This is a genomic window from Micromonospora sp. NPDC092111, assembly GCF_044755745.1.
Lineage (GTDB): Bacteria > Actinomycetota > Actinomycetes > Mycobacteriales > Micromonosporaceae > Micromonospora.
In genome coordinates, this window is the sequence record NZ_JBIVRQ010000019.1 from 19,091 (window position 1) to 43,844 (window position 24,754).

Genomic DNA, 24,754 nt, shown 5'->3' on the forward strand with positions numbered 1-24,754 from the left:
TGTCGTGCCCGTCTACTTCGCCGACCCCCACAGCCCCTGGCAGCGCGGCACGAACGAGAACACGAACGGGCTGCTGCGCCAGTACTTCCCCAAGGGCACCGACCTGTCCCGATGGAGCGCCAAGGACATTGAGGCGGTCGCGGCCACGCTCAACGCACCGCACGGGATGCGGGTGGCGTCGGCTACCCAGAGCCGATTCGGCCCGTCGGCGGTGAACTGCCGGTGGACCAGATCCGGCGCCGGCGTGTGCCGGGGATCCTGCTTCGTGGAGCCGCCGCCTCCCACCGACATCCAAGTCCGTATTCGGGCCGCCACCAGCGGCGTCAGCCCGGACGAGCACGAAACGGCCCGGCACAGCCGCCAGACCGAGCCGCACTGGTCTGCCGCTGCGCGGACACGCCGGTGGGGTGCCTGCGTCGCAATACCGTGGATGCTGCCGTCGCCGGCTGGCGCCGAGTGCGCCAACCAGACGAGGCCGATGGCGGCCGAGTCGACGTCGACCATGTGCGGCCGGTTCCCGGCCTCCTCATTCAGTTAGCCCACTTCCAGACGGCGTGGAAGCCCTCGGTCTGCCGCATCCAGAAGTAGCCGTACGCGGTGGTGCTTCCGAGGTACCACTTCTCGCAGAGGAAGGTCACCGCCATGAGGTGGGTTTCGAAGTTGTACGGGTCGCGCTTGACCGACTCGCCCATCGCGGCGAGGAACTCGTCGCGCTGCCGGTGGCCGTCGGCGAGCGTCGAGGCAATGCGGGTCACCCATGGATAGGGGTCGTCGGGGTTGAGTTCCACCGCGCGTTGGCTGGCCTGGGCCGCGACGGTGGAGAGCCGGTCGAACTCCTGGAACTGCTCCCGGCTGCAGATCCTCGCCCGCCCGGCCGCTCCCCGCCGCGCCGCCGGGCGGCTACGCGCGGCAAGACCGCCGTACCGGCGGTCAATCCGGCCGCGCCGCTGCGGTGGCCCGCAACGTCGGTGATGTCGGGTGCGGATCGGAACAGCTCGATGAGGCGCTCAACGCTATCCGTGATCTCCTCCGTCTATCGGACACCGGAAGCGGCTGGCGGTGGTGGGATCACGCCATCATCATGAGGCCTCGCCGCACGTGCCCCGAGTGGTGCGCAGCGGACCGTCCGGCCCCTGGGAAGGGCCCGAACTTCTTCCCGAAACCAGCTATTGACGACCCCGCAACACTTGACCTACGGTTCGTCGAAACGCTTCGACACCCCAATGCAAGCGGTTTCGCTGCCGAACTCTGGGAGGTACGCAGTGGCCACCATGCATGACGTAGCTCGCCTCGCCCGTGTCTCGGTCAGCACCGTGTCGTACGTGCTCACCGGCACCCGCCCCATCTCGCAGGCCACCCGGGCCAAGGTGCTCGCGGTCATGGCCGAGCTCGACTACCAGCCGAACGCGATGGCTCGGGGCCTCGCCAGCCGGCGCAGCCGGATCGTCGGGCTGATGATGCCGATGGATGAGCGCGGGCTCGGGGCCACTGAAACCGCGTTCGTGACCGGGGCGGCGGCCGCCGCCAGTGCCGCCGGCTACCACCTGGTGCTCGCCCCGATCGGCGCCGCCGACATCGACGACCTGCGCCGGCTGGCGAGCCAGCGGATGCTCGACGGCGCGGTGCTCATGGAGGTGCAGGTAGAGGACGGGCGGGTCGACGCTCTCCAGGAAGCCGGCGTGCCGCTGGTGCTGATCGGCCGCACCGGCGACACCGCGGGTTTGTCGTATGTGGACATCGACTTCGACCAGACCGTCCGGGAGGCCGTCGACTATCTCGTCGGGCTCGGCCACCGCCGGATTGTGTACGTGAACCACTCGGCCGCCGCCATCGCCGCCGGTTATGGGCCGGCCGTGCGAACCCGGGACGCCTTCGTCGCGGCGATGGCCGGGCACGGTCTGGAGCCCGTGATGATCCCTGCCGAGGACAGTGCCGCCGGCGGGAGGGGGGCGCTGAGCGCCGCCCTCACGCAGGCTCCCGACCTGACGGGCGTGCTGGCCATGAACGAGAACGCGATCTTCGGCATCCTCGGCGAGCTGACCATCCGCGGCCGCACGGTGCCCGACGACGTCTCGGTGGTGTCGATGGTGACCTCGCCGCAGGTCGCCGAGTTGGCCCACCCGGCCCTGACCGCGATGACCTCTCCCGGCTCGGCGCTGGGCCGGATCGCGGTCGAGGCACTACTGGGCCAACTGGAGGAGGGCGGCGACAACCACCAGCAACTGCTGCCGTGCGCGCTGGAGATCCGCGGCTCGACCGGCCCAACCGCCCGGCCCGCCGTCGCCACCGGCGACACGGTCCCGACCGGCTCCCACCTGCCGGAAAGGTAACACCTAACGGCCCGCCGCCGCGCTGCCACGCGACGACGGGCCAGGTATGTACCGGATCGATACTTACCAGGAGGATAGCAATGGGGCGATTCCGCAAGGTGGTCGTCACGGTCACGTTGGCCGTGACAGCCATCACGACGGTGGCCGCGTGCAGCGGCGACGGGGGCGGCGACGGCAGCGACGCCAAGACCCTCAAGCTCTGGCACTACGAGAGCGCGAACAGCGCCATGGGCGTCGCCTGGGACCGGGCGATCCAGATCTTCAAGGATGAGCACCCGGGCGTCGACGTGCAGTTCGAGCGCAAGGCGTTCGAACAGATCCAGCAGAACGCCGGCATGATCATCAACTCGTCCGAGGGCCCGGACATCATGGAGTACAACAAGGGCAACGCCACCGCCGGTCTGCTGTCCTCCCAGGGGCTGCTCACCGACCTCACGGACGAGGCCGCCAAGCGTGGCTGGGACGACAAGCTCAGCCCCAGCCTGCAGACCACCGCCCGCTACGACGACAAGGGCGTCATGGGTTCGGGCAAGTGGTACGGCGTGCCGAACTACGGCGAATACGTCATGGTCTATTACAACAAGGATCTCTTCGACAAGTACGGCGTGACGGTGCCGACGACGCTCGACGAGATGACCAAGGCGATGGACACCTTCGTCAGCAAGGGCGTCACCCCGCTCACCGAGGCCGGCGCCGAGTACCCGGCCGGTCAGCTGTTCTACCAGCTGGCGCTCGCCAAGGCCGACCGCAAGTTCGTCAACGACTACCAGCTGTACAAGAACCCGGTCGACTTCCACGCCGACCCGCTGAAGTACGGCGCGGACTCCTTCGCGAGCTGGGTGCAGAAGGGGTACGTCGCCAAGGACTCCGCGAGCCTGAAGGCCGAGGACATGGGCACCGCCTTCATCTCCGGCAAGGCACCGATGATCGTCTCCGGCAGCTGGTGGTACGGCCGCTTCAAGTCGGAGATCAAGTTCAACTGGGACTCGTTCCTGTTCCCCGGCAACAAGCTCCACGCCGGCTCGTCGGGCAACCTCTGGGTGGTCCCCACCAACAGCAAGGCCAAGAGCCTCGCCTACGACTTCATCGACATCACCCTGCGCCCGGAGATCCAGGCACTGATCGGCAACAACGGCGGTGTTCCGGTTGCCGCCGACGCGTCGCAGATCAGCGACCCGAAGGACAAGAAACTGATCGAGAACTTCAACACGATCAGCCAGCAGGACGGCCTGGCCTTCTACCCGGACTGGCCGGTGCCCGGCTACTACGACGTGCTGGTCTCCGGCTTCCAGGGCCTGATCAACGGCTCGAAGTCGCCCGACCAGACGCTCGACGCGATCGCCAAGCCCTACGCCGACGGCGTCAAGGAGATCACCGGCAAGTGAGACGGCGAGGGTGGGCGCGTCCGGCCACGGCCGGCGCGTCCACCCCACCGGGAAGGATCTCCCATGGCACTCACCCAAACCGCGGCCGGCCGGCAACAGCCCGCCACGTCCGCCCCACCGCCCGCGAGTCGGCGCCGGCGCCGTAGCAGCACCGCCGGCTACTGGCCCTACTTGCTGCCCGGCGCGGTGCTCTTCATCCTCGTCATCGCCGCGCCGCTCGCCGGCACCATCTATTTCTCGCTGACCAAGTGGTCCGGCGTCGGCGACCCCACGTTCATCGGCCTGGACAACTACCAGCGCCTCTTCCAGGACGAGGTGTTCTGGACGACGTTCCGGAACACCATTGCGATGATCGTCGCGATGGTCGGGGTGCCGACCCTGGTCGGGCTGGTGCTCGCCGCCGTGCTCTTCGACGTCATCGGGCGCCGGTTCCGGCCGCGGACCGCCGCCGCGCTACGCGCCGCGTTCTACCTGCCGCAGGTGCTTCCGGTTGTGGTGGCCGGCATCGTCTGGGGCTGGATCCTGCGCCCCGACGGCGCGTTCAACGGCCTGCTCGACGCGATCGGCCTCGGCGCGCTGCGCCACGACTGGCTCGGCGACCCGCACACCGCCCTGCCCAGCGTCATGGCGGTGATGATCTGGGTGCAGATCGGCTACCCGGTCGTCGTGTTCATGGCGGCGCTGCAACGCATCGACCCCGAGCTGTACGAGGCGGCCGAGGTCGACGGCGCCAACTGGTTCCACCGGTTCCGGGCCATCACCCTGGCGCAGATCCGGCCGGAGACCTTCGTCGTCGCGCTCACGTGCACCATTGCCGCGCTGAAGGTGTTCGGTCCGGTGTTCGCGCTGACCCGCGGCGGGCCGGAGAACACGACCAACGTGCCCTCGTACTTCGCCTACTACACGTTCTTCAAGAAGCTCCAGGTCGGCTACGGCTCCGCGATCTCCACCGTGCTCACCCTGATCATCGTCCTGGTGGCCGTGGTGTTCATCTGGTTGCAGAACCGCAGCGAGCGCCAGGACCGGGGGGTCTGACATGGCCGTCGCGCTCACTTCCGCCGACCGGGCGGTGCCCCCGACCCGGCACCGGCCGTCCCGGGACCGCCACCACCGCGGTGCGAGTCGCTGGATCGTCCTCGCCCTGGTCACCATCGGCGCGCTCGTCATGCTGGTGCCCTTCGCGTTCATGCTGCTCAACGCGTTCAAGTCACCCGGCGACTACTCGACGGGCGGCCCGCTGAGCTGGCCGGCGGAGTTCTACACCAAGGGCCTGCGGACCTACTGGACCGAGGTCAACTTCCCGCTGAAGCTCTGGAACTCGGCGCTCATCGCCGGCTCGGTCGCGGTGCTCGGCGTGGCCGTGTCACTGCTCAACGCGTACGCCCTCGGCATCGGCCGGGTCCGCGGCCGGCTCTGGATCGTCGGTCTTCTCCTGCTGGCCAACATGCTGCCGCAGGAGGCCCTGATCTACCCGCTCTACTACGCGGCGAAGCAGGTCGGCCTCTACAACACCCAGCTCTCGGTGATCATCATCTTCACCGTCATCCAGAGCGCGTTCGGCACCTACCTGCTCGCCTCGGTGCTGAGCACCTTCCCCCGCTCGCTGCTCGAGGCAGCGGCGCTGGACGGCGCGGGCAAATGGACGATCCTGTGGCGGGTGGTCTTCCCCAACCTGCGGCCGACCCTCTCGGTGCTGCTCATCTTCTTCTTCATCTGGACCTGGAACGAGTTCCTCATCCCGTTGGTCATGCTGATCGACAACAGCACACAGACCATTCCTGTTGCGTTGGCCTCGTTGCAGGGCGACCGGCTGATGGACGCGCCGACCACAAACGCGGGCGCGCTGATCAGCCTCGTCCCCGCCATCGTCTTCTTCCTCATCTTCCAGCGCACCCTCGCGCACGGCATCACGGCAGGAGCCGAGAAGTGAAGTTCACCGACGGGTACTGGCAACTACGACCGGGGATCAACGTGCTACGCCCCGGCACGGTCGAGTCGGTCGAGCCTGACGAGCGCGGATTTACCGTCTTCGCCCCCACCGGGCGGATCACCGGTCGCGGCGACACCCTCAACCGGCCGGTCGTCACGGTACGGTTCTTCTCCCCCGCCGACGGCGTCATCGGCGTCACCGTCGCCCACCACCTCGGTGAGGTGTCAAAGCTGCCCCGATTCGAACTGGCCACCGCGGACGGCCACCCGGTGACCGTCGACGTCACGGGTCTGTCCGCCACGCTGACCACCGGCGCGCTGAAGGCCCGGGTCGCGCTCGTCGACGGATGGCGGGTCGACTTCCTGCACGGCGACCGGGAGCTCACCTCGTCCACCGGACGCAGCATCGGCGTGGTCACCGACGCCGACGGCCGGGCGTACGTGCACGAGGGGCTGGCACTCGGCGTCGGCGAGACCGTCTACGGGCTGGGCGAACGGTTCGGCGCGTTCGTCAAGAACGGCCAGACCGTCGACATCTGGAACGCCGACGGCGGCACCGCCAGCGAGCAGGCGTACAAGAACGTCCCATTCTATCTCAGCAGCCGCGGCTACGGAGTCTTCGTCGACCACCCCGAGCACGTCTCGTTCGAGCTCGGCTCGGAAGTGGTGTCGCAGAACCAGTTCAGCGTCGAGGGCCAGTCGCTCACCTACTACCTCATCGACGGGCCCACCCCGAAGGACGTGCTGCGCCGCTACACCGCGCTGACCGGCCGACCGGCCCGCGTGCCCGCCTGGTCGTACGGGCTGTGGCTGTCGACGTCGTTCACCACCTCGTACGACGAGAAGACCGTCACCGAGTTCATCGACGGGATGGCCGAGCGGGACCTGCCGCTGTCGGTGTTCCATTTCGACTGCTTCTGGATGCGGCAGTTCCACTGGGTCGACTTCGTCTGGGACCCGGCGACGTTCCCCGACCCCGAAGGGATGCTGCGCCGGCTGCACGATCGCGGCCTCAAGGTGTGCGTCTGGATCAATCCGTACATCGCCCAGCGGTCATACCTGTTCGAAGAGGGGCGCCGCAACGGCTACCTGGTCCGCCGGGCGGACGGGTCGGTCTGGCAGTGGGACAAGTGGCAGGCCGGCATGGGACTGGTCGACTTCACCAACCCGGACGCCGTCGCCTGGTTCACGGGCAAGCTCAAGGTGCTGCTCGACATGGGTGTGGACTGCTTCAAGACCGACTTCGGCGAGCGCATCCCGACCGATGTGGTCTGGCACGACGGCTCGGACCCGCAGCGGATGCACAACTACTACGCCTACCTGTACAACCGTACGGTCTTCGAACTACTCGAGACCGAGCGCGGCAAGGGTGAGGCGCTGGTCTTCGCCCGGTCCGCCACCGCCGGCGGGCAGCAGTTCCCGGTGCACTGGGGCGGCGACTGCGAGTCGACCTTCCCGGCGATGGCCGAGTCGCTGCGCGGCGGGCTGTCGCTCGCCGCGTCGGGCTTCGGCTACTGGAGCCACGACATCGGCGGCTTCGAGGGAACCCCGGACGCGGCGGTGTTCAAGCGGTGGATCGCGTTCGGGCTGCTCTCGTCGCACTCCCGGCTGCACGGCTCCGGCTCGTACCGGGTGCCGTGGGCGTTCGACAGCGAGGCGGTCGAGGTGCTGCGGCACTTCACGCGGCTCAAGCTGGGCCTCATGCCCTACCTGGCGGCCGTCGCCGACGAGGCGCACCGCGAGGGCGTGCCGATGATGCGCCCGATGCTGCTGGAGTTTCCGGACGACCCGACCGCGGCGTACCTGGACCGGCAGTACATGCTCGGCCCCGACGTGCTGGTGGCGCCGGTCATGAGCGCTGACGGGGAGGTGACGTTCTACGTGCCGGCCGGCACCTGGACCCACCTGATGACCGGCGCTCAGCTCACCGGCCCGGCCTGGGTCATCGAGAAGCACGAGTTCGACAGCCTGCCGGTGCTGGCGCGGCCCGGCGCGGTGATCCCGTTCGGCGAGCGCGACGACCGGCCGGACTACGAGTGGGCCGACGGCGTGCGGCTGCGGTGGTACGCGCCGGAGGAGGGACAGCGGACGCGGGTGCGGGTACCGTCGCCCGGCGACGGGCCCGGCGCCGAGTTCGAGGTGCGCTTCGACCACGGGACGGTCACCGCCGAGCTCGTCTCGGGCGCGTCCGCGGGATACCACTGCGAGCTCCAGGGGGTACGGCAGTGACGGAGTACGCCTTCCCGGAGAGCTTCGTCTGGGGGTCGGCCACGGCCGCATACCAGATCGAGGGCGCGGCCACCGAGGACGGCCGGGGACCGTCCATCTGGGACACCTACAGCCACACCCCGGGGCGGACACGTAACGGCGACACCGGTGACGTGGCCGCGGACCACTACCACCGCTGGCAGGAGGATCTCGGGCACATCGCGACGCTCGGCCTCGACGCGTACCGGTTCTCCATCTCCTGGCCCCGGGTGCGGCCGGGCGGTTCCGGACCGGTCAACCGGGCCGGACTCGACTACTACTCGCGGCTGCTGGACGGGCTGCTGGAGCGCGGGATTCAGCCGGTGGCCACGATGTACCACTGGGACCTGCCGCAGGAGCTGGAGGACGCCGGCGGGTGGGCGGTGCGGGACACCGCGCTGCGCTTCCAGGAGTACGCGGCCGGCATCGTCGAGGCGCTGGGCGACCGGGTGCACACCTGGACCACGCTGAACGAGCCGTGGTGCTCGGCGTTTCTGGGATACGCCTCCGGCGTGCACGCGCCGGGCCGTACCGAACCGGCGGCAGCCCTGGCCGCGGTACACCATCTGAACCTGGCGCACGGCCTGGCTGGACGGGTGGTGCGGGAGTTGGCCCCGGCCGCGAAGCTGTCGGTGACGCTGAACCTGCACGTCCTGCGGCCGGCGTCGGACTCAGCGGCGGACCGGGACGCGGTGCGGCGGATCGACGCGCTGGCGAACCGGGCATTCCTCGGCCCGATGCTGGAGGGTGCCTACCCGGCCGACCTGCTGGCCGACACGGCCCCCGTCTTCGACTGGTCGGTCGTCCGTGACGGCGACGAGAAACTGATCGCGGTGCCACTGGACGTTCTCGGCGTCAACTACTACGCCAGCACGCTGGTCCGTGCCTGGGACGGCGTCTCACCGCGGTCGGACGCGGACGGACACGGCAAGTCCGCAGCGTCGGCGTGGGTGGGCGCCGACGGGGTCGAGTTCCTGACGCAGCCCGGTCCGTACACGGCGATGGGTTGGAACATCGCCCCGGAGGCGCTGACGGAACTGCTGCTGCGCCTGCACCGGCGGTATCCGGGCCAGCCGCTGATGATCACCGAGAACGGCGCCGCGTTCGACGACGTGGTCTCGCCCGACGGCACGATCCAGGACGACCGGCGGATCGACTACCTGCACCGGCACATCGCCGCGGTGGCCGAGGCGCGGGCGCAGGGCGCGGATGTACGCGGCTACTTCGTCTGGTCCCTGCTGGACAACTTCGAGTGGGGTTACGGCTACGACCGCCGGTTCGGCATCATCCGGGTCGACTACAACACACAGGTGCGCACGTGGAAGCAGAGCGCGCACTGGTACCGCCGGCTCATTACGGCCGGCCGCCTGGAGCGGCCGGCGGGCTGATCGACTGGCCAGCCACTCGAACGCAGGTGCTGGCGAACGCGGCAGGGGCGATGGTGCGAACAGGCGCGAAGTCGAACAGGCACGCGAACTGCGCGCCGCCACCCAGGCGACCCAACCTGGCCCTGTCGCTGTCGATGCTGCCCTCATGCGCCCCACCGTCCCACAGGTCCAGCGGCGTGATCTGCGTTTGATCGGCCAGCGTGAACCGGTGCATATGGGCCGGGTCCAGCGGGCAAACGCCTGGGCCGATCGCGTCAGCGAACTGGGCGAAGGAATGCGATCGGCTCGCCGCGAAGACCCGGCCAGGTCGAGGCCGCCCGAACTCGTACACCGGCACCGGGCCGACCGCTGGCGCGAACCTACACCGGCGTGAGGTTCCCACCCTCGATTCCGCTTGCTGCTCGGTCACATCGAGGATTCCGGGAGCGGAGCCCGGCGGATCCGCACATCCGGCCTGGGTGGCCGTGCCCGCCAGTGGTCAGCCTGTGCCGCGCGATGCGCCGACGCCAGGTGACGGGGGCCACATCCGCCCATGTCACTGGGGGTCGGGCCGCCCCGTCTCAGGGGGTGTAGCCAACAACGACCGCAGAGGAGCACACCATGGACGCGCGACTGAACTTCCTCGCCGACCCGACCGCCGGCAAGGCCCTCAAGCACGTGATGTCGGCGGGTAGGGCGATCAGGGAATCGCCGCTGCCGACCGCCACGCAGGAATTGGTGGCGCTTCGCGTGAGTCAGATCAACGGCTGCGCCGTCTGCATCGACATGCACACCAAGGAGGCCGCCGCCGGCGGCGAGGAGTCGGTGCGGCTGAACCTGGTCGCGGCATGGCGGGAGGCCACGGTCTTCACCGACGCCGAGCGTGCCGCGCTGGAGCTGGCGGAGGAGGGGACCCGGGTAGCGGATGCGGCCGGCGGGGTCAGCGACGAGGTGTGGGCGAGCGCCGCGAAGCACTACGACGGGGAGCAGCTCACCGCGCTGGCGGTCCTGATCTCCTTCATGAACATGGCGAACCGGCTGAACATCATCACCCAGCAGCCGGCCGGCGACTACCAGCCCGGGCAGTTCCACTGAACGGCACCGGCAACCGGCTCGGGGCCCGTTACGGGCTCCGAGCCTCCGGGCCCGGGGCGCTGTTCTGGCCCGCCCGTAGTCTGGGTGATCACCATGAGATGCCGGTGCCGGCGAGCACGGCGGGGTGAGCGGGCGTCAAGGGGAGGGAGTTCGGCGTGAGCAAGGTCGAGGAGTTCGAGGGCCTGCGACCGCTGCTGTTCTCGATCGCCTACCGGATCCTGGGCAGTGTGGGTGAGGCCGAGGACGCGGTGCAGGAGACCTGGCTGCGCTTCGACGGCTCGGCGACCCGGCCCACGTCGACCAAGGCTTTCCTGTCGACCACGGTGACGCGGATCTCGATCGATGTGCTGCGCTCCGCGCGGATGCGGCGAGAGGCGTACGTGGGTCCGTGGTTTCCCGAGCCGCTGCTGAGCGATCCGTACCAGGATCCGGCGCGGGCGGTGGAGCTGGCCGACTCGGTGTCGATGGCGGCGCTGCTGTTGCTGGAGCGGCTCAGCCCGCTGGAGCGGGCGGTGTTCGTGCTGCGGGACGTGTTCGCCTTCGGGTTCGACGAGGTCGCCGCCGCGGTGGGGCGTTCGGAGTCGGCCTGCCGGCAGCTACTGGTGCGGGCGCGGCGGCACATGGAGGCCGGGCGGCCACGGTTCGAAGCGGACCGCCAGGAGCGGCAGAAGCTGGCGACCCGGTTCTTCGACGCGCTGAGGAACGGCGAGGTGGACGGGCTGCAGGAGCTGCTGGCCGCCGACGTGCGGCTGGTCGGGGACGGCGGTGGCAAGGCCCCGCAGCTTGCCAAGGCCGTCATGGGCGCGGAGAACGTGGCCCGGGTGCTGGGCACGCTCCTGCCCTGGCTGATCCGGATCAACGTGTCGTTCACGCCGCACGAGGTCAACGGCCAGCCCGGGGCGATCTTCCGCGACCGGGACGGCAGGGTGCTTCATGTCCTCGCCCTCGACGTGCGCGACGGGCAGGTGCAGACCATCCGCGTGGTGCTCAATCCCGACAAGATCGACCATATCGGGCCGGTGGCCGACGCCTGGGCCATCGACCGCGAGGTGAAGCAGGCCCGCCGGCACGGCCTCGGGAACGGTGCGGACCGGAGAACCCAGGGCTGATCCGGTGGCCGTCCCGCGCTTGGCTCCGTTCCGGTGCGGCACGGCGCGGCGACGCGGAAGCCCATCGTGGACAGGTGAGGAACGGCCGCGCGCAGGGTTGCCTCGATCCGACATCAGACCCGGTCGTAGCGGGTTCCCGTCCAGCGGTAGGTGCGCTGTACCAGGGCCTCGGGATCGGCGTACTTCCTGGTCGAGGTGATGGTCAGCCGCCCGCCGTCGATCGCCACCTCGTTGATCACCTCGGCCACCGGCCCGACCCACTGCCGACCAGTCGACCGCTGCGTCCGGTGACGACCAGGAGTTGACCGGAGGCGTCCTCGTCGCCGGCGCCCGCCAGGCAGGATGCCCACACCACCGCCTCGTCGCGGCCGTCACCGTTGAGGTCACCGACGGTCGCGACGCCGCCGGAGTGGTCGGCGGATGGCCGCTGCCGGGTCGGCGGCCGGCGAACGTGGTGGGATGCCGCGCAGGTGGCCTACCCTCCAGGGCAGTGGCGCCGGGCCCCGGGTTCGGCGTGGGGCTGGTCCGGCAGGAAGGCGGGGACATGTCCGGCGCACAGTTGTACGACACCATCGGAGCCACCTACACCGTGACGCGGCGCACCGAGCCGCGGATCGCCGCAAGGGTCTGGGCTGCGCTCGGCGATGCGCGGACGGTGTTGAATGTCGGTGCTGGCACCGGCTCCTACGAGCCCGCCGACCGTGACGTCACCGCAGTGGAACCGTCGGCGCTGATGCGTGCGCAGCGGCCCGCAGGCGCGGCGGCGTGTGTGGCTGCCGCCGCGGAGAGCCTTCCGTTCGACGACCAGTCCTTCGACGCGGCGATGGCGTTCGCCACCATCCATCACTGGAAGGACCCGATCGCGGGCCTGCGCGAGATGCGACGCGTCGCGCGTCGCGTGGTGGTGTTCACGCACGACACCAGTGACACCGGATGGCTTCGCCGGTTCTGGCTTACTCGCGATTACCTTCCCGAGGCCGCGGATCTCCTTGTCGGCCGGCCTTTGGTAACCGAGTTGGCCAGCGCGATCGGAGCCCGCCTGGAGCCGGTGCTCATTCCCTGGGACTGCGCTGACGGCTTCTTCGAGGCATATTGGCGCCGGCCCGAGGAATACCTGGACGAGAACGTCCGTCGCGGGGTATCGGTCTGGGCCAGAGTCGGGCCGGACGCCGAGCAGCGGGCAGTGCACAGCCTCCGTGATGACCTCGCCTCGGGTCGGTGGGCAGAGCGCAACCGCGACCTCGTCGATCTCGATGCGGCGGAGCTCGGCCTTCGCCTGCTCATCGCCTGAACCCGCCAGATTCGGGCACGACTTCGCCCCCGAAGCCACGGGCGGTCCGGGGCCCACCCGCATCGGCCAGAACGGTTGGCCTGACCCAGCGGCCGTCGTCACATGTTCGGTAATGTCCACGACAGACGGTCGTTCGGCATGGGCCGTCCAGCGCGTCTCGATGCGATTCACGGTGCATAGCTGAATGCGCGGGCTTGGCTTTCGGTAGGGCTCGCCGAAAGGCGTGAGGGGTCGCGTCCGGGTGGCTGGGGTTAACTGTTATCCGCTGTCTGTGCTCGCGACGGGCGACACGCCAGCGGCGGCGGGTACAGATCCGGCATTTCCATAAACACATCCTTTGTCGACTATGTCGGCAAGGTGCCTGGGTGATAGCTGGGAATCCCAACCCCGTCAAGATATTGAACGGATCGTGGGCCTGTGCGTACGCTCCGCTCGCCTCATCGGGAGGCGTTACGGGGAGGGCGTTGTGCAGACGCATCGCTGGCGTTCGCGCGTGTTCATCACTCTGACGGCGGAGCCGTGTGCGGGTTGGACCCGACGGCTGTGGATCGTGATGGTGTTCGTCCTGGTGGCGACGTTGTCGGAGGTGCCGATGCGGCCGGTTCGCCCGGCGGCGGCTGCGGTGTCGAAGCCTGCGTCGAAGCCGGCGTGCCCGACTGACCGTCCCGACGAGGTGTCGGCGGCGATCGCGGCCCGGCTGTGTGGGTCCCGGGTGGAGGTTGCCGGCCGGCGGACCGAGACAACCCAGGTGTTCGCCAACGCGGACGGCACGTTGACCGAGGAGCAGGCCCTCGCCCCCGTCCGGGTACGTGCCGGTGACCGGTGGGTGCCGGTCGACCTCACCCTGCGGCGTCAAGCGGACGGGTCGATCGCGCCGGTGGCGCATCCGCGTGGTCTGACCTTCGCCGGTGCGACCGCCGGTGGCGGCGAGCACGAGGTGGCGTCCATCGGTACGGGAGCCGACCGGTCCGGTCTGGCCTGGACCGGGGCGCTGCCCGAGCCGGTGCTCGACGGCCGGACGATCACCTACCCGGATGTCCGGCCCGGCGTCGACCTGGTGTTCCACGCCCACGCCACCGGCTATGAGCAGCACGTCGTGGTCAAGGACCGGGCCGGGCTGGCGCAGGTGCGGAAGCTGTCGCTGCCGCTGCGGACCGGCAAGCTCACCGCCGTCCGCGACGGGATGGGCGGGCTGGTGCTGAAGAACGGCAAGGGTCGCCAGGTCGGTCGGGCGCAGACACCGTTGATGTGGGACGCCGAGGTGGCGCCGCTGTCCGGGGAGCGCGTCAACCACGCTCCGGTCGGGCTGCGGACGGTGGCCGGGGGCACGGGCCGCACGGTCCTGGAGCTGACGCCGGATCCGGCGTTCCTGGCCCGGACGGATCTGGCCTTCCCGGTGACCATCGACCCGCCGACCTCGCTGTCCGCCTCGTTCGACGCCTTCGTGCAGAACAGCTACTCCAGTGACCAGTCCGGGTCCGCGGACCTGAAGCTGGGGTACTCCAACGACGGCGGCTCGTTCACCGCCCGGTCGTACCTGCGGTTCAACACCACCGGGTTCGCCGGCAGCCGGATCATGTCGGCGAAGCTGCGGCTGTGGAACTACCACTCGTGGTCGTGCACGGCGGCCTCCTGGGAGGCGTGGCGGACCGACTACGTGGACTCGTCGGTGCGGTGGACCGACCAGCCGACCGCGCGGGCCAAGGTGGGCACCTCCACCGAGACCCGGGGCTACAGCTCGTCCTGCGGCGACGGCTACGTCTACGTCGAGGTCGGCGGGGCGTTGCAGTACGCGGCGGACACCAGCGCGTCCAGCGCCAGCGTCATGCTGCGGGCGACGTCGGAGACGTCGACGGCGGGGTGGAAGCGGTTCGACTCGGCCGAGGGCACCCACCCGCCGCTGGTGTCCATCACCTACAACAGCGCGCCGTCCGCGCCGTCCGCGCTGGCCGTCGCGCCCTGCTACACCGTCTGCGGGTCGGGCGCGCAGACCTCGTCGCTGCGGCCCACCGTGTCGGCGAAACTGGCCGACGCCAACGCCGGGCAGACGCTGCAGGCCGAGTTCTCCGTCCGGAACAAGACGACCCTCGCGGTCGTCAGCTCGTCCGGCCTGCGCTCGGGCAGCCCGGCGTGGACCAACGGCTCCACGGCCTCCTGGCAGGTGCCCGTCGACCTGACCAACGGCACCCAGTACGAGTGGCAGGTCCGGGGCAAGGACCCGTACGCCTACGGCGCCTGGACGGCGTGGACCCCGCTGACGGTCGACACCAGCCCGCCGGGGGTGCCGTTCGTCGCCGCGACGATCTACCTCAACGACGCGCAGCCGCACGGCGGCGCGGGTCAGGCCGACACCTTCACCTTCACCCCGGCGTCGGGCAGCACCGACCTGGCCGCGTTCGTCTACAAGTTCGACTACGACAGCGCCGCCACCACCCTCGCCGCGACCGGCGCCAAGTCGGTGACGTTGAGCCCCCGCGACGGCCACCGCACGCTGACCGTGCAGGCCAAGGACTCGGCCGGCAACCTGTCCAGCCCGAACCTGTACGTCTTCGACGCCGGCAACGCCGCCCTCGCCGAGCCACTGCCCGGCGCCACGATCGTCAAACGCACCAAGCTGCGGATCACCACCCCGGTGGCCGGCTACACCAGGGCGTACTACGAGTACCGGCGCGGACCCGGCGGGGCCACCCTGCCGGTGCCGTCGGCGAACCTGACCTCCGCCACCGGAGCGCCGATCACCGCCACCGCCACCGCCCCGGTCGGGCTGTCCACGCTCGGCGGCTACGCGATCTGGAACGCCACCGACACCCTCGGCCTGATCGGCGGCGTGGTCGAGGTCCGCGCCCACCTCTACACCGCCACCGGCACCACCCCGGCCTACACCGTGCCGTGGGTCCGGGCGAACGTCGACTCCAGCGGCAACGGGGCGGCGCGGGACGACGTCGGTCCCGGGTCGGTGAACCTCCTCACCGGTGACTACTCGTTGTCGTCCACGGACGTCGACCAGCTCAGTCTGTCGGTCTCCCGCTCATCGGCGTCCCGCGATCCGGCTGACGGCTATCAGCGGATGGCCGAGGTGCTGGACGGCAACCAGCAGCAGGTTTCCACCGACCTGTCCGGCTTCACCGTGGCGGCGACGTCGTCGGCGATTCGCTCCACCGCTCGCGGTCAGGGCGAGACGACTCCGCTGGATTCGCTGGAGATCACGCCGGTCACCACCACGAGCAACGACACGTACGTCGCCGTCGGGGGCGACGGCGGGGCCCTGCGGTTGGGGATGGCACCGGGCAAGACGTACCGGATGACCGGTTGGATCTACGTTCCCGGCGCCACCGGGCTGCTGCCGGCGCACACGCAGCGGGGCCTGCGGATCGTCGGTCTCTACAAGGTCGGCACCGTCTACACCGAGGTCACCTCGGCGATGGCGGGCTACACCGACGGCTGGCAGGAGCTGTCGGTCGACCTGACCGTGCCGGCCGGCGCGACCGAAGCCTTCTTCCGGCTCTACAACGGCATGCAGGGGGGCTCCGGGCGCAAGGTCTACTGGGACAACCTGTCCTTCACCGAGATCGTCGCCCCGTTCGGTCCCTCCTGGACCGGGGGCGCCACGGGCGGCGCCGCCGGTGTCGCCTACACCACCCTCACCACCCCGGAGCCCTCGTTGGTCGAGGTGACCACCGCCGACGGCGGTTGGATCACCTTCGCCAAGAACTCCGACGGAGTGAGCTTCACCCCGGAGCCGGGCGCGGAGGTGCTGACCCTGAAGAAGGTCAGCGGCACCGCGTACCGGCTGTCCGACCAGGACGGCAGCATCACCGAGTTCACCGCGCAGGGTGGGGTGTGGGCCGCGACGTCGACCTGGAACGGCGAGGCCAACACCACGTCCCGGCTCGTCTACGACACCACCGGCAACCGGCTGCTGCTCAAGAAGGTGGTCAACCCGGTCGAGCCGGGCGTGGACGACACGAACAACTGCGTCGCGGCCACCCCCGCGCGCGGCTGCGAGGTTCTGGAGTACGAGTACGCCACCGCCACCACCTCCGGCCTGAGCCAGACGGTCTTCGGTGACTACACCGATCGGGTCGCCGCGGTGAAGTTGTGGGCGTGGAACCCGGTGACCGCCACGGTGACGGCCACGGTGGTGGCCCGGTACGCCTACGACAACCTGGGCCAGCTCCGCGAGGTGTGGGACCCGCGGATCAGCCCGGCCCTCAAGACCGCGTACGAGTACGCCGGCGGCCGGGTCACCAAGGTGACGCCGCCTGGTCAGTTGCCGTGGAACGTCGACTACGGCAACCCGGACGTCGACTCGGCGGCGCTGCGCTGGGACCTCGACGCCGGGTCCGGCACCGCCGTCGCCGACTCGTCCGGCGGTGGGCGTACCGGCACCATGGCCACCGGGGTGACCTGGGGGCGGGGCAACGACCCGGCCAACCCGGCGGACCGGGCCGCGGTGTTCACCGGCGGCGCCGGTCAGCAGATCAGCGTCGCGGGCACCGCCCTGTCGAACACCTCGTCCTACACCGTCGCGGCCTGGGTACGGATCAAGGACAAGTCGGTCAACCGGACCGCCGTGTCCAAGGACGGCACGAGCACCAGCGGCTTCTTCCTCAACTACGTGGCCGCCGAGGACAAGTTCGCCTTCTCCCGGGTGACCTCGGACAGCGAGAGCGCCACCCCGGTCCGGGCCACCGCCAACACCACCGCCGTCGCCGGCCAGTGGACCCACCTCGCCGGGGTCTACGACACCTCCGCCAGCAAGATGAGGCTGTACGTCAACGGGGTGCTGCAGAACACCACCGCGGCCACCGGCGGCTGGAACGCCAGCGGCAACTACGTCATCGGCCGGGCCAAGTGGGCCGGCGCCGCCGCCAACATCTGGGACGGCGAGATCGACGACGTCCGCGTCTACGGAAAGGCCCTCACCGACGACCAGGTCACCGACCTCGCCGGCGACGAGAACGCCGGGAGGCTGCTGCGGGTGCGCAGGGCGGGCCTGCAGCAGGGATCGAAGACCGTCGTCGACGGTGAGACCGCCGCCAACGTCGTCTACAACGTCCCCCTGACCAAGAGCGCCGGCGGCCCGCACGACCTGAACGCGGCGGCGATCTCCACCTGGGGGCAGGTCGACCTGCCGACCGACGCGACCGCCATCTTCGGCCCGGAGGACAACCCGAACCGCAACAGCGCCACCCCCGCCGCGCCGGGCACCAACGGCTACCCGTACGCCCTCGTGCACTACCTCGGGGCCGGCGGCAAGGAGACCAACACCGCCACTCCCGGCAACCACATCGACACCCAGGAGTACGACCGGTTCGGCAACCCGGTCCGGACGCTGGAGGCCACCAACCGGGAACTGGCGTTGGGCATCCTTCCCGGTGCCGCCGGCTACCTGGAGGAACTCGGTCTCGCCAACTCGGACACGGCGAGCAGGGCGCTGGCGCTCTCGACCGTGCGGACCTACAGCACCGACGGGATCGACCTGGTCGACACCCTCGGGCCCACCTCGACCGTGGTGCTGAAGAGCGGCGCCCCCGACCCGGACGGCACCGGGCCGCTGGAGGCGATGCCCGCCGGCGCCACCGTCATCGGTAGGCACCACGTGACGACCACCTACGACGAGGGCAAGCCGGACGGCGCGACCTACCATCTCGCCACCACCGAGAAGAAGGGCGTACAGATCGTCGGCTACGCCGACGCGGACGTCCAGGTCGCCCGCAACGGCTACGACAGCGTGGGCGGCGGCGCCTCCGGGTGGACGCTGCACAAACCCACCACCCGCGTGACCGATGCCGGCACCGGCGGCGCGAACCTGACCTCCACCACCGTCTACGACACCGCTGGCCGGGTGGTCAAGACCAGCGGGATCGACTCGACCGGCACCGACGCGCGAGCCCAGCAGACGATCTACTACACCGCCGGCGTCAACGGTCAGGACAGCGCGTGCGGCAACCGGCCAGAGTGGGCCGGCAACGAATGTGTGACCAGCACGGTCGGCTCGGTCACGGGGCACGATCCGGATCGGATGACCAGTGCACTCCCGGTCGGCCGGGTCGTCTCGTACGACACCTTCGGCGGCCAGGCACAGTTCACCGACGGCGTCGGTAGTCAGACCCGTACGATCGTCACAGCCTACGACGCGGCCGGCCGACCCGTCGGGAAGACGGTGACAGCGTCGCAGGGTGTCGCTGTCGACCAGGTCACCACCGGCTACAGCCCGACCACCGGGGCGGTCACCACCACCACGATGGGCAGTGCGTCCATCGTGAGGGACTACGACTCCCTTGGCCGCCTGGTGAGCTACACCGATGCCGACGGTGGCACCACGACCACCGAGTTCGACCGGCTCGGCAAGACGGTGAAGATCGCCGACCCCACCGGCCACACCACGTACGCCTACAACCGCGCGGCCGAGCCGCGCGGCATGGCCACCAGCATCACCGACAGCATCGCGGGAACGTTCTCGGCCACGTACTCCCCCGACGGACATCTGACCCAGATGACGTACCCGGGCGGGATCACCCGCGCCGACCGGCAGGACGCCAACCTCGAAGCGACGGAGCGTACCTACACCCGCGACTCGGACGGCACCGTCATCTACGCGGAATCCGTGGTGGAGAACAGCCACGGGCAGTGGACCACCCACAGCTACACCGGTGGCAGCAAGAACTACCGCTACGACCGCCTGGGCAGGGTGACCCGGGTGCAGCACCACACCTCGATGACCGAGGGCTGCGTCACCCGGACCTACGCCTACGACAACCGGGCGAACCGCACCAGCAACTCCCGGTTCGCTCCGGCGACCGACGGATCCTGCGACGAGGGCTCTCCCACCGAGCAGCTCACCCACACCTACGACACCGCGGACCGGCTGACCGACGCCGGCTACACCTACGATGCCTTCGGCCGTACGACGGCGACCCCGGACGGCCTCGCCAACACCTACTACGTCAACGACCTGGTCCAGGGGCAGCAGCTCGACGACGCCCGGCAGACCTGGACCCTGGATCCGATGCAACGGTCCCGCGCCTTCACGGCGGAGACGCAGGTGGACGGCACCTGGACCACCTCCTCGACCAGGACCAACCACTACGGCAACGACTCGGACGCCCCCCGGTGGATCGTCGAGGACGCGGCGAGCGGATCGGTCGCCCGCAACGTGCCCGGCCCGGACGGCGACCTGGCCGCGGTGACCTCCGGCACGGGAGACGTTCGCCTCGCGCTGACGAACCTGCACGGAGACATCTCCGTCACGATCGACACGGCGCTGGTCGAGCCGGAGTTCTTCGACTACGAGGAGTTCGGCGCGCCGGTCGTCGGGCAGGCCGACCAGCGTTATGGCTGGCTGGGCGGCAAGCAACGCTCCGCCGAGGCACTCGGTGGTGTGGTGCTCATGGGGGTCCGTCTCTACAGCCCCGCACTGGGCAGGTTCCTCCAGGTCGATCCGGTGCCGGGCGGCAGTTGCAACCCGTACGACTACGTCTGCGCGGACCCGGCGAACGAGACCGACCTCTCCGGAAAGTGTCCCCCCTGCGCGGTCGCCGCGATCGCCGCGGATGTCATCGTCGCCGTCCTGCTGCTCGCGCTGATCTACGCGGTCGCTCGCTGTGTGATCACCGGCTGTGGAATTGCCCCCGCCATCCGGAGCATTCCCTGGCCGAGCATCCACGCACCCAGCGTCAAACGTTTCCGCCTGAAGAGGTACATCGTCTACCAGATCTCCTACTTCAAGGGTGGCAGTTGGCGGACCTGGAAGTACGGGATCTCGCGGGTGGGCACGTCGCGGCCGTCCGGTCAGCTCACCCAGTGCCGGACCAGCATGCGGGCGAGTTGCCGCTACGTGGTGAGGAACCGCGTCACCGGCTGGTTCGCCGCGCGGAGCCTGGAAGCCGGCTACATCACGGCCTACTACATGCGACACGGACACTGCCCGCCGGGCCAGTACTACAGTTGTCGGTGACCTGCCCGGAACCGCGCGGACCGCAGGTCGGACCATGACGACGACGTGACGACGAACGCCGTGCCGCTCCCGCCACTCTCGGATGGCGGGAGCGGCACGGCCCTTCTGGTGACGGCCAGCCTCCCGGCGTCCGACCGACGCGGGCAGGTCGAGTCGCCATCGCGGGTAGCCAGACGACAGCGCGAAAGCATTGGAAGGATCTTCCTGTGACCTCTGAGAAGTTCTGGCGCTACGTAGACGTCCTCGGCGGTGCGGCGACTTCCAGCGGGTGCGGACGCCTTGTCGAGGTCCTGGGTTCGGCCGGGGAGGCCGACGTACGGCAGTTCGCGGATGATCTCGTGACGGCGGTGCGCGCGCTCGCCACGCCGCGACACCAGACGCAGGCGGTCTGGGACGTGTCAGAGCCGGCGACCGCTGCGGCGCTTCCCATGTCCGACGACGTATTCCTCTACGCCAGGCTCGCCGTCGTCGCCGCCGGCCAGCGACAGTGGCAGACGGTCGTCGCCGACCCCGACGTCATGTCGGGGCGCTGGCAGGTAGCGGACGCCGAGGAACTGTTGGAAGTGTTGCCGAGGGCGTTCCGACGCGCCACCGGGCTGGACTGGGACGACGAGCTGATCTTCGACGCGTCTCCCGGCAGCGACCAGGTCGGAGCCCCGGCCGACGCCACCGACGGCCAGGAGAAGTGGTGGAACTGGTATTCATGCGGCCACCTGTACGACGTGAAGGCCGAGCGCGACGAGTTCGACAACCCGTCCGTCGCGCTGGAGAGGGCGATCGACACCGATCCCGCCTGGATGGCCTGGTGGAGCAACTCCGGCGTACCCGACCTTGAGACCTACCCCTTCTACACCTGGGACGCCCCACCCAGGCCGCGCCTCAGCAGGGGGCGGAAGGTGGTACGAATCCACCTGGGCTTCGATGCCGCGCTCCTGCATCACACGCCCGTCCAGGATCTGCCACGGCTGGCGGCCGAGCATCAGCGGGCGATGCTCCAGTATGCGCAGTCGAAACTCGGGCTGCCGGAGCTGCCACCGCTGCCCACGCCGGATCGGGAAGGCAGGTGACGTGACGTGGCGCCGAGGCCCGCCTCGGCCCCTACGCCTTGACCGTGACCTGGTGGTTCTCACAGGCCGCGACAAGCCCGGAAACAGCACGGGCCAAGGTGACCCGCCTGAAGTCCGCTGTCGCCTCGACGCCGCGAGGATCCTGCACCCGCTGCACCATGCCCACCGCGAACACGCCCGCGGACTTCAGATCCTCGTGAGCGGAGCGCTGGAACAGCTCACCCACCCGCTGTACCTCATCGGCGGGGGCGACGTGGCCCTGCGTGGCCCGCACCACGAACCCCGCCGAACGGCACGCGGTCACCCCCGGATCTTCATCCTCCCGGTCAGCCGACTGCCAGTACGCCGCCGCGCCGCCGACCAGGACGAGCAGCACAAGGGACGCCAGCGCGGGGCCGATCCAGCGACGCCGCTGCCTCGGCGCGTCAGTGGAGAAATCAGCTTCGGAGTGCCCGTCGGTCACGCCAACTTCCGTTTCTCAGCTTGAGCAACAAGAGGCCGGTAAGTTACCACCAGCGGCTACCCGGGAGGCCGTGGGTGTCCTCGGCGGATCCGGGCATCGAGTCGATCCCGCGCGGATGGCGACACTGCGGGAAGCGGATATGCCGTCGTGTCATGTCTATGCCGGAGCGGCATACCGGTGTCGGGCATGACATCCACGGGTGAGGGAAATTCGGGCGGAATTTCCGTTTCGTCGATCGGCGGCGTGGTGGCAGCCGGACCGACCAACCCGGCATACGGTTTAGGAAACCGATGCTCTATCCCCTGAGCTACGAGGGCGCGAGTGGCCAGTGTAGCGACCTGCGGGTCCAGCCGCGTTGGCAGGGAGTGACCCAGGTTGACGTGCGTTGACCCGGCGAAGCACCCCGACCGTCGACCACACGCGGATCACACCCGGACGGATCTGCGACCATGATCGTTAGCTCCGGATGACCTGGAGTGGCACGGATTGACCCGGGGTGATTTCCGCTGGAGACCACACGGCGACCACATCATCAAGATCAACCGGAATCTATCGGCGGCCCCTCACCCCGCGCCGACGCCCGAGCGACATGAAATCGGTCTGCGGAACACCCCCACGTGCGTGGGGAGGACCGCCGCCGGCCGCCCGCTTTCTTACCGCCCGCCGTAACACCCCAGTTGCGTGGGGAGGACCGCATCCACGTACGCCAAGCCGCGTCCCAGTCCGGAACGCCCCCACGTGCGTGGGGAGGACGCCGGCATGATGCTCAACCTCGGGTCGCACTACGGAACACCCCCACGTGCGTGGGGAGGACTTCTCGTCGCGGCGGAAGCGGACCACTTCCACCGGAACACCCCCACGTGCGTGGGGAGGACAGCAGCCCGTCCGGGTCGGCCTGGCGCTCCCACGGAACACCCCCACGTGCGTGGGGAGGACTCCGCCATCTCGGCCGCGTACTCGGCCAACTCCGGAACACCCCCCCACGTGCGTGGGGAGGACTTCGTGTAGTCACCGCGCGACTCGTAAATCTGCGGAACACCCCCACGTGCGTGGGGAGGACGTCCACCATGTCTCCCCTCACTCCCCGAGCAGCGGAACACCCCCACGTGCGTGAGGAGGACCTCTCCGACGGCACGGCGTTGTGGGCCGACGCCGGAACACCCCCACGTGCGTGGGGAGGACGCTGCCCGAAACAGCGTGGAGCGCAACATGCACGGAACACCCCCACGTGCGTGGGGAGGACTACATCAAGCCGGCGTTGGCGGCGCTGCGGGACGGAACACCCCCACGTGCGTGGGGAGGACGGGTCGGGCACCCAGTCGAGCCGGGCGCGGCACGGAACACCCCCACGTGCGTGGGGAGGACTTCGGCCACGACGCCGGCCGCCGCCCGGGCGACGGAACACCCCCACGTGCGTGGGGAGGACCGGTCGACGCTGTTGAGGGCCACGTAGGCGGCCGGAACATCCCCACGTGCGTGGGGAGGACTGCCGGGCGGCGATGATCGCGGCGGCGAGTTCCGGAACACCCCCACGTGCGTGGGGAGGACGTCGACCGGTGCCCGCAAGCTGCTCCCCCCGTCGGAACACCCCCACGTGCGTGGGGAGGACGCTTTCTTGCCCAGCCCCGATGTGCCGAGGATCGGAACACCCCCACGTGCGTGGGGAGGACGATGAGCTGGACGACGTGCCGCTTGTCGATGCCGGAACACCCCCACGTGCGTGGGGAGGACGTCCAGTCGATCCCGGAGGGCCGCTCCGTGGACGGAACACCCCCACGTGCGTGGGGAGGACGAGCCGCTCCCGCTGCCGCCCGGCGACATCCACGGAACACCCCCACGTGCGTGGGGAGGACTCATTGACCCGGTCCTGAGCCATCTGCAGCGCCGGAACACCCCCACGTGCGTGGGGAGGACTCGGTCAGCGCCAACACCTGGGCGCTGATCGACGGAACACCCCCACGTGCGTGGGGAGGACGGCAGAGCGACCGGACGGACGGACTCCTCCGTCGGAACACCCCCACGTGCGTGGGGAGGACGGCATAAAGATGGACATCTTCAAGCCGTTCCCCGGAACACCCCCACGTGCGTGGGGAGGACGCGCGCTCCGCCCCGCGGCTGCCTCGCACGATCGGAACACCCCCACGTGCGTGGGGAGGACACTTCGCGACCTGCGGTTTTACCAGCCGTCTGGCCAGATTCTCTCAGCGGTGGCGGTGTCGGGTGGTTGGGCCTCGAGTGGGCTCATGGCTACGAGGGTGAGGCCGTCGAAGTCGGTTGGGCGGCGTCGACGTTGTCCTGCGGTGCGTAGGGTGAAGCCTTGCTCGGTGTCGTCGGGGTGGATGAGGACGGCGGCGCCGTCGCCGACGACGGCGCTCGCGGCGTTCCAGAGTTCGTCGCGGACTTTGGCTGAGAGGGTGCCGACGAACATGCCGGGGGTGACTTCGATCATCCAGCGGCTGAGTGCGCCTCGTAGGTGGTCGGGTACGGCGGTGGTGGCGAGGACGACCATTG

At 69.7% G+C, this 24,754-nt stretch carries 15 protein-coding genes, 1 tRNA gene, 2 pseudogenes and 1 CRISPR repeat array; of the genes and pseudogenes, 12 read left to right on the plus strand and 6 right to left on the minus strand.

Annotated elements, in window-relative coordinates:
• Window positions 1-4 precede the first annotated feature (4 nt).
• Window positions 5-154, plus strand: a pseudogene (locus ACIQG9_RS26325) (IS30 family transposase); the annotation flags it as partial.
• A 376-nt stretch (window positions 155-530) separates the two neighbouring features.
• Here the strand turns inward: ACIQG9_RS26325 and ACIQG9_RS26330 are convergent.
• Window positions 531-755: a hypothetical protein gene (locus ACIQG9_RS26330; RefSeq protein ID WP_400407446.1), complete on the minus strand. Its 225-nt coding sequence runs from the start codon at window positions 753-755 to the stop codon at window positions 531-533.
• 516 nt (window positions 756-1,271) lie between these two features.
• On the opposite strand from ACIQG9_RS26330, the gene ACIQG9_RS26335 reads away from it, so the two are divergent.
• The 6 genes from ACIQG9_RS26335 (at window position 1,272) to ACIQG9_RS26360 (ending at window position 9,279) form a co-directional block, all read left to right on the plus strand.
• Window positions 1,272-2,330, plus strand: a complete 1,059-nt coding sequence (locus ACIQG9_RS26335; protein ID WP_400407448.1) for a LacI family DNA-binding transcriptional regulator — start codon at window positions 1,272-1,274, stop codon at window positions 2,328-2,330.
• Between the two features lie 80 nt (window positions 2,331-2,410).
• Complete coding sequence (locus ACIQG9_RS26340; protein WP_400407450.1) at window positions 2,411-3,715, plus strand: ABC transporter substrate-binding protein; 1,305 nt, start codon at window positions 2,411-2,413, stop codon at window positions 3,713-3,715.
• 63 nt (window positions 3,716-3,778) lie between these two features.
• On the plus strand, window positions 3,779-4,750 hold the full coding sequence (locus ACIQG9_RS26345) for a carbohydrate ABC transporter permease (RefSeq protein WP_400407452.1): 972 nt from the start codon (window positions 3,779-3,781) through the stop codon (window positions 4,748-4,750).
• Window position 4,751: 1 nt separating this feature from the next.
• Window positions 4,752-5,645, plus strand: coding sequence for a carbohydrate ABC transporter permease (locus ACIQG9_RS26350; RefSeq protein ID WP_400407454.1), 894 nt, complete (start codon window positions 4,752-4,754; stop codon window positions 5,643-5,645).
• Window positions 5,642-7,873 (plus strand): alpha-xylosidase, encoded by a 2,232-nt coding sequence (gene yicI / locus ACIQG9_RS26355; protein WP_400407456.1) that lies wholly within the window; start codon window positions 5,642-5,644, stop codon window positions 7,871-7,873. The genes ACIQG9_RS26350 and yicI overlap by 4 nt, the downstream gene beginning before the upstream one ends.
• A complete protein-coding gene (locus ACIQG9_RS26360) occupies window positions 7,870-9,279 on the plus strand; it encodes a GH1 family beta-glucosidase (protein ID WP_400407459.1) in 1,410 nt (469 codons plus the stop codon). Before yicI ends, ACIQG9_RS26360 begins: the two co-directional genes overlap by 4 nt.
• On the opposite strand, the gene ACIQG9_RS26365 is transcribed toward ACIQG9_RS26360, so the two are convergent.
• Window positions 9,245-9,616, minus strand: a complete 372-nt coding sequence (locus ACIQG9_RS26365) for a hypothetical protein (RefSeq protein ID WP_400407461.1) — start codon at window positions 9,614-9,616, stop codon at window positions 9,245-9,247. The genes ACIQG9_RS26360 and ACIQG9_RS26365 overlap by 35 nt on opposite strands.
• A 263-nt stretch (window positions 9,617-9,879) precedes the next feature.
• On the opposite strand from ACIQG9_RS26365, the gene ACIQG9_RS26370 reads away from it, so the two are divergent.
• Both ACIQG9_RS26370 and ACIQG9_RS26375 read left to right on the plus strand, forming a co-directional pair.
• Window positions 9,880-10,353 carry a carboxymuconolactone decarboxylase family protein gene (locus tag ACIQG9_RS26370; RefSeq protein ID WP_400407463.1) on the plus strand — a complete coding sequence of 158 codons (474 nt, stop codon included), beginning with the start codon at window positions 9,880-9,882 and terminating at the stop codon, window positions 10,351-10,353.
• A gap of 155 nt (window positions 10,354-10,508) precedes the next feature.
• Window positions 10,509-11,462, plus strand: a complete 954-nt coding sequence (locus ACIQG9_RS26375; RefSeq protein ID WP_400407465.1) for an RNA polymerase sigma-70 factor — start codon at window positions 10,509-10,511, stop codon at window positions 11,460-11,462.
• Between the two features lie 113 nt (window positions 11,463-11,575).
• Here ACIQG9_RS26375 and ACIQG9_RS26380 read toward each other — a convergent pair whose 3' ends face one another.
• Entirely contained in the window at window positions 11,576-11,710 is a 135-nt protein-coding gene (locus ACIQG9_RS26380; protein ID WP_400407467.1) for a hypothetical protein, read from the minus strand.
• A 299-nt stretch (window positions 11,711-12,009) separates the two neighbouring features.
• On the opposite strand from ACIQG9_RS26380, the pseudogene ACIQG9_RS26385 reads away from it, so the two are divergent.
• From ACIQG9_RS26385 to ACIQG9_RS26395, 3 genes and pseudogenes are all read left to right on the plus strand, one after another.
• Window positions 12,010-12,753, plus strand: a pseudogene (locus tag ACIQG9_RS26385) (class I SAM-dependent methyltransferase); the annotation flags it as partial.
• A gap of 493 nt (window positions 12,754-13,246) precedes the next feature.
• Window positions 13,247-20,713, plus strand: coding sequence for a LamG-like jellyroll fold domain-containing protein (locus ACIQG9_RS26390; protein ID WP_400407469.1), 7,467 nt, complete (start codon window positions 13,247-13,249; stop codon window positions 20,711-20,713).
• Between the two features lie 206 nt (window positions 20,714-20,919).
• Window positions 20,920-21,780, plus strand: a complete 861-nt coding sequence (locus ACIQG9_RS26395) for a DUF4240 domain-containing protein (protein WP_400407471.1) — start codon at window positions 20,920-20,922, stop codon at window positions 21,778-21,780.
• Between the two features lie 31 nt (window positions 21,781-21,811).
• On the opposite strand, the gene ACIQG9_RS26400 is transcribed toward ACIQG9_RS26395, so the two are convergent.
• From ACIQG9_RS26400 to cas2e, 3 genes are all read right to left on the minus strand, one after another.
• Window positions 21,812-22,243 (minus strand): hypothetical protein, encoded by a 432-nt coding sequence (locus ACIQG9_RS26400; RefSeq protein WP_400407472.1) that lies wholly within the window; start codon window positions 22,241-22,243, stop codon window positions 21,812-21,814.
• A gap of 244 nt (window positions 22,244-22,487) precedes the next feature.
• A tRNA-Arg gene (locus tag ACIQG9_RS26405) sits at window positions 22,488-22,554 on the minus strand.
• A 299-nt stretch (window positions 22,555-22,853) separates the two neighbouring features.
• Window positions 22,854-24,401: direct repeats of the CRISPR family, unit length 22 nt; unit sequence CCCCCACGTGCGTGGGGAGGAC.
• 18 nt (window positions 24,402-24,419) lie between these two features.
• Window positions 24,420-24,752, minus strand: coding sequence for a type I-E CRISPR-associated endoribonuclease Cas2e (gene cas2e, locus ACIQG9_RS26410; RefSeq protein ID WP_400407474.1), 333 nt, complete (start codon window positions 24,750-24,752; stop codon window positions 24,420-24,422).
• Window positions 24,753-24,754: the final 2 nt, after the last annotated feature.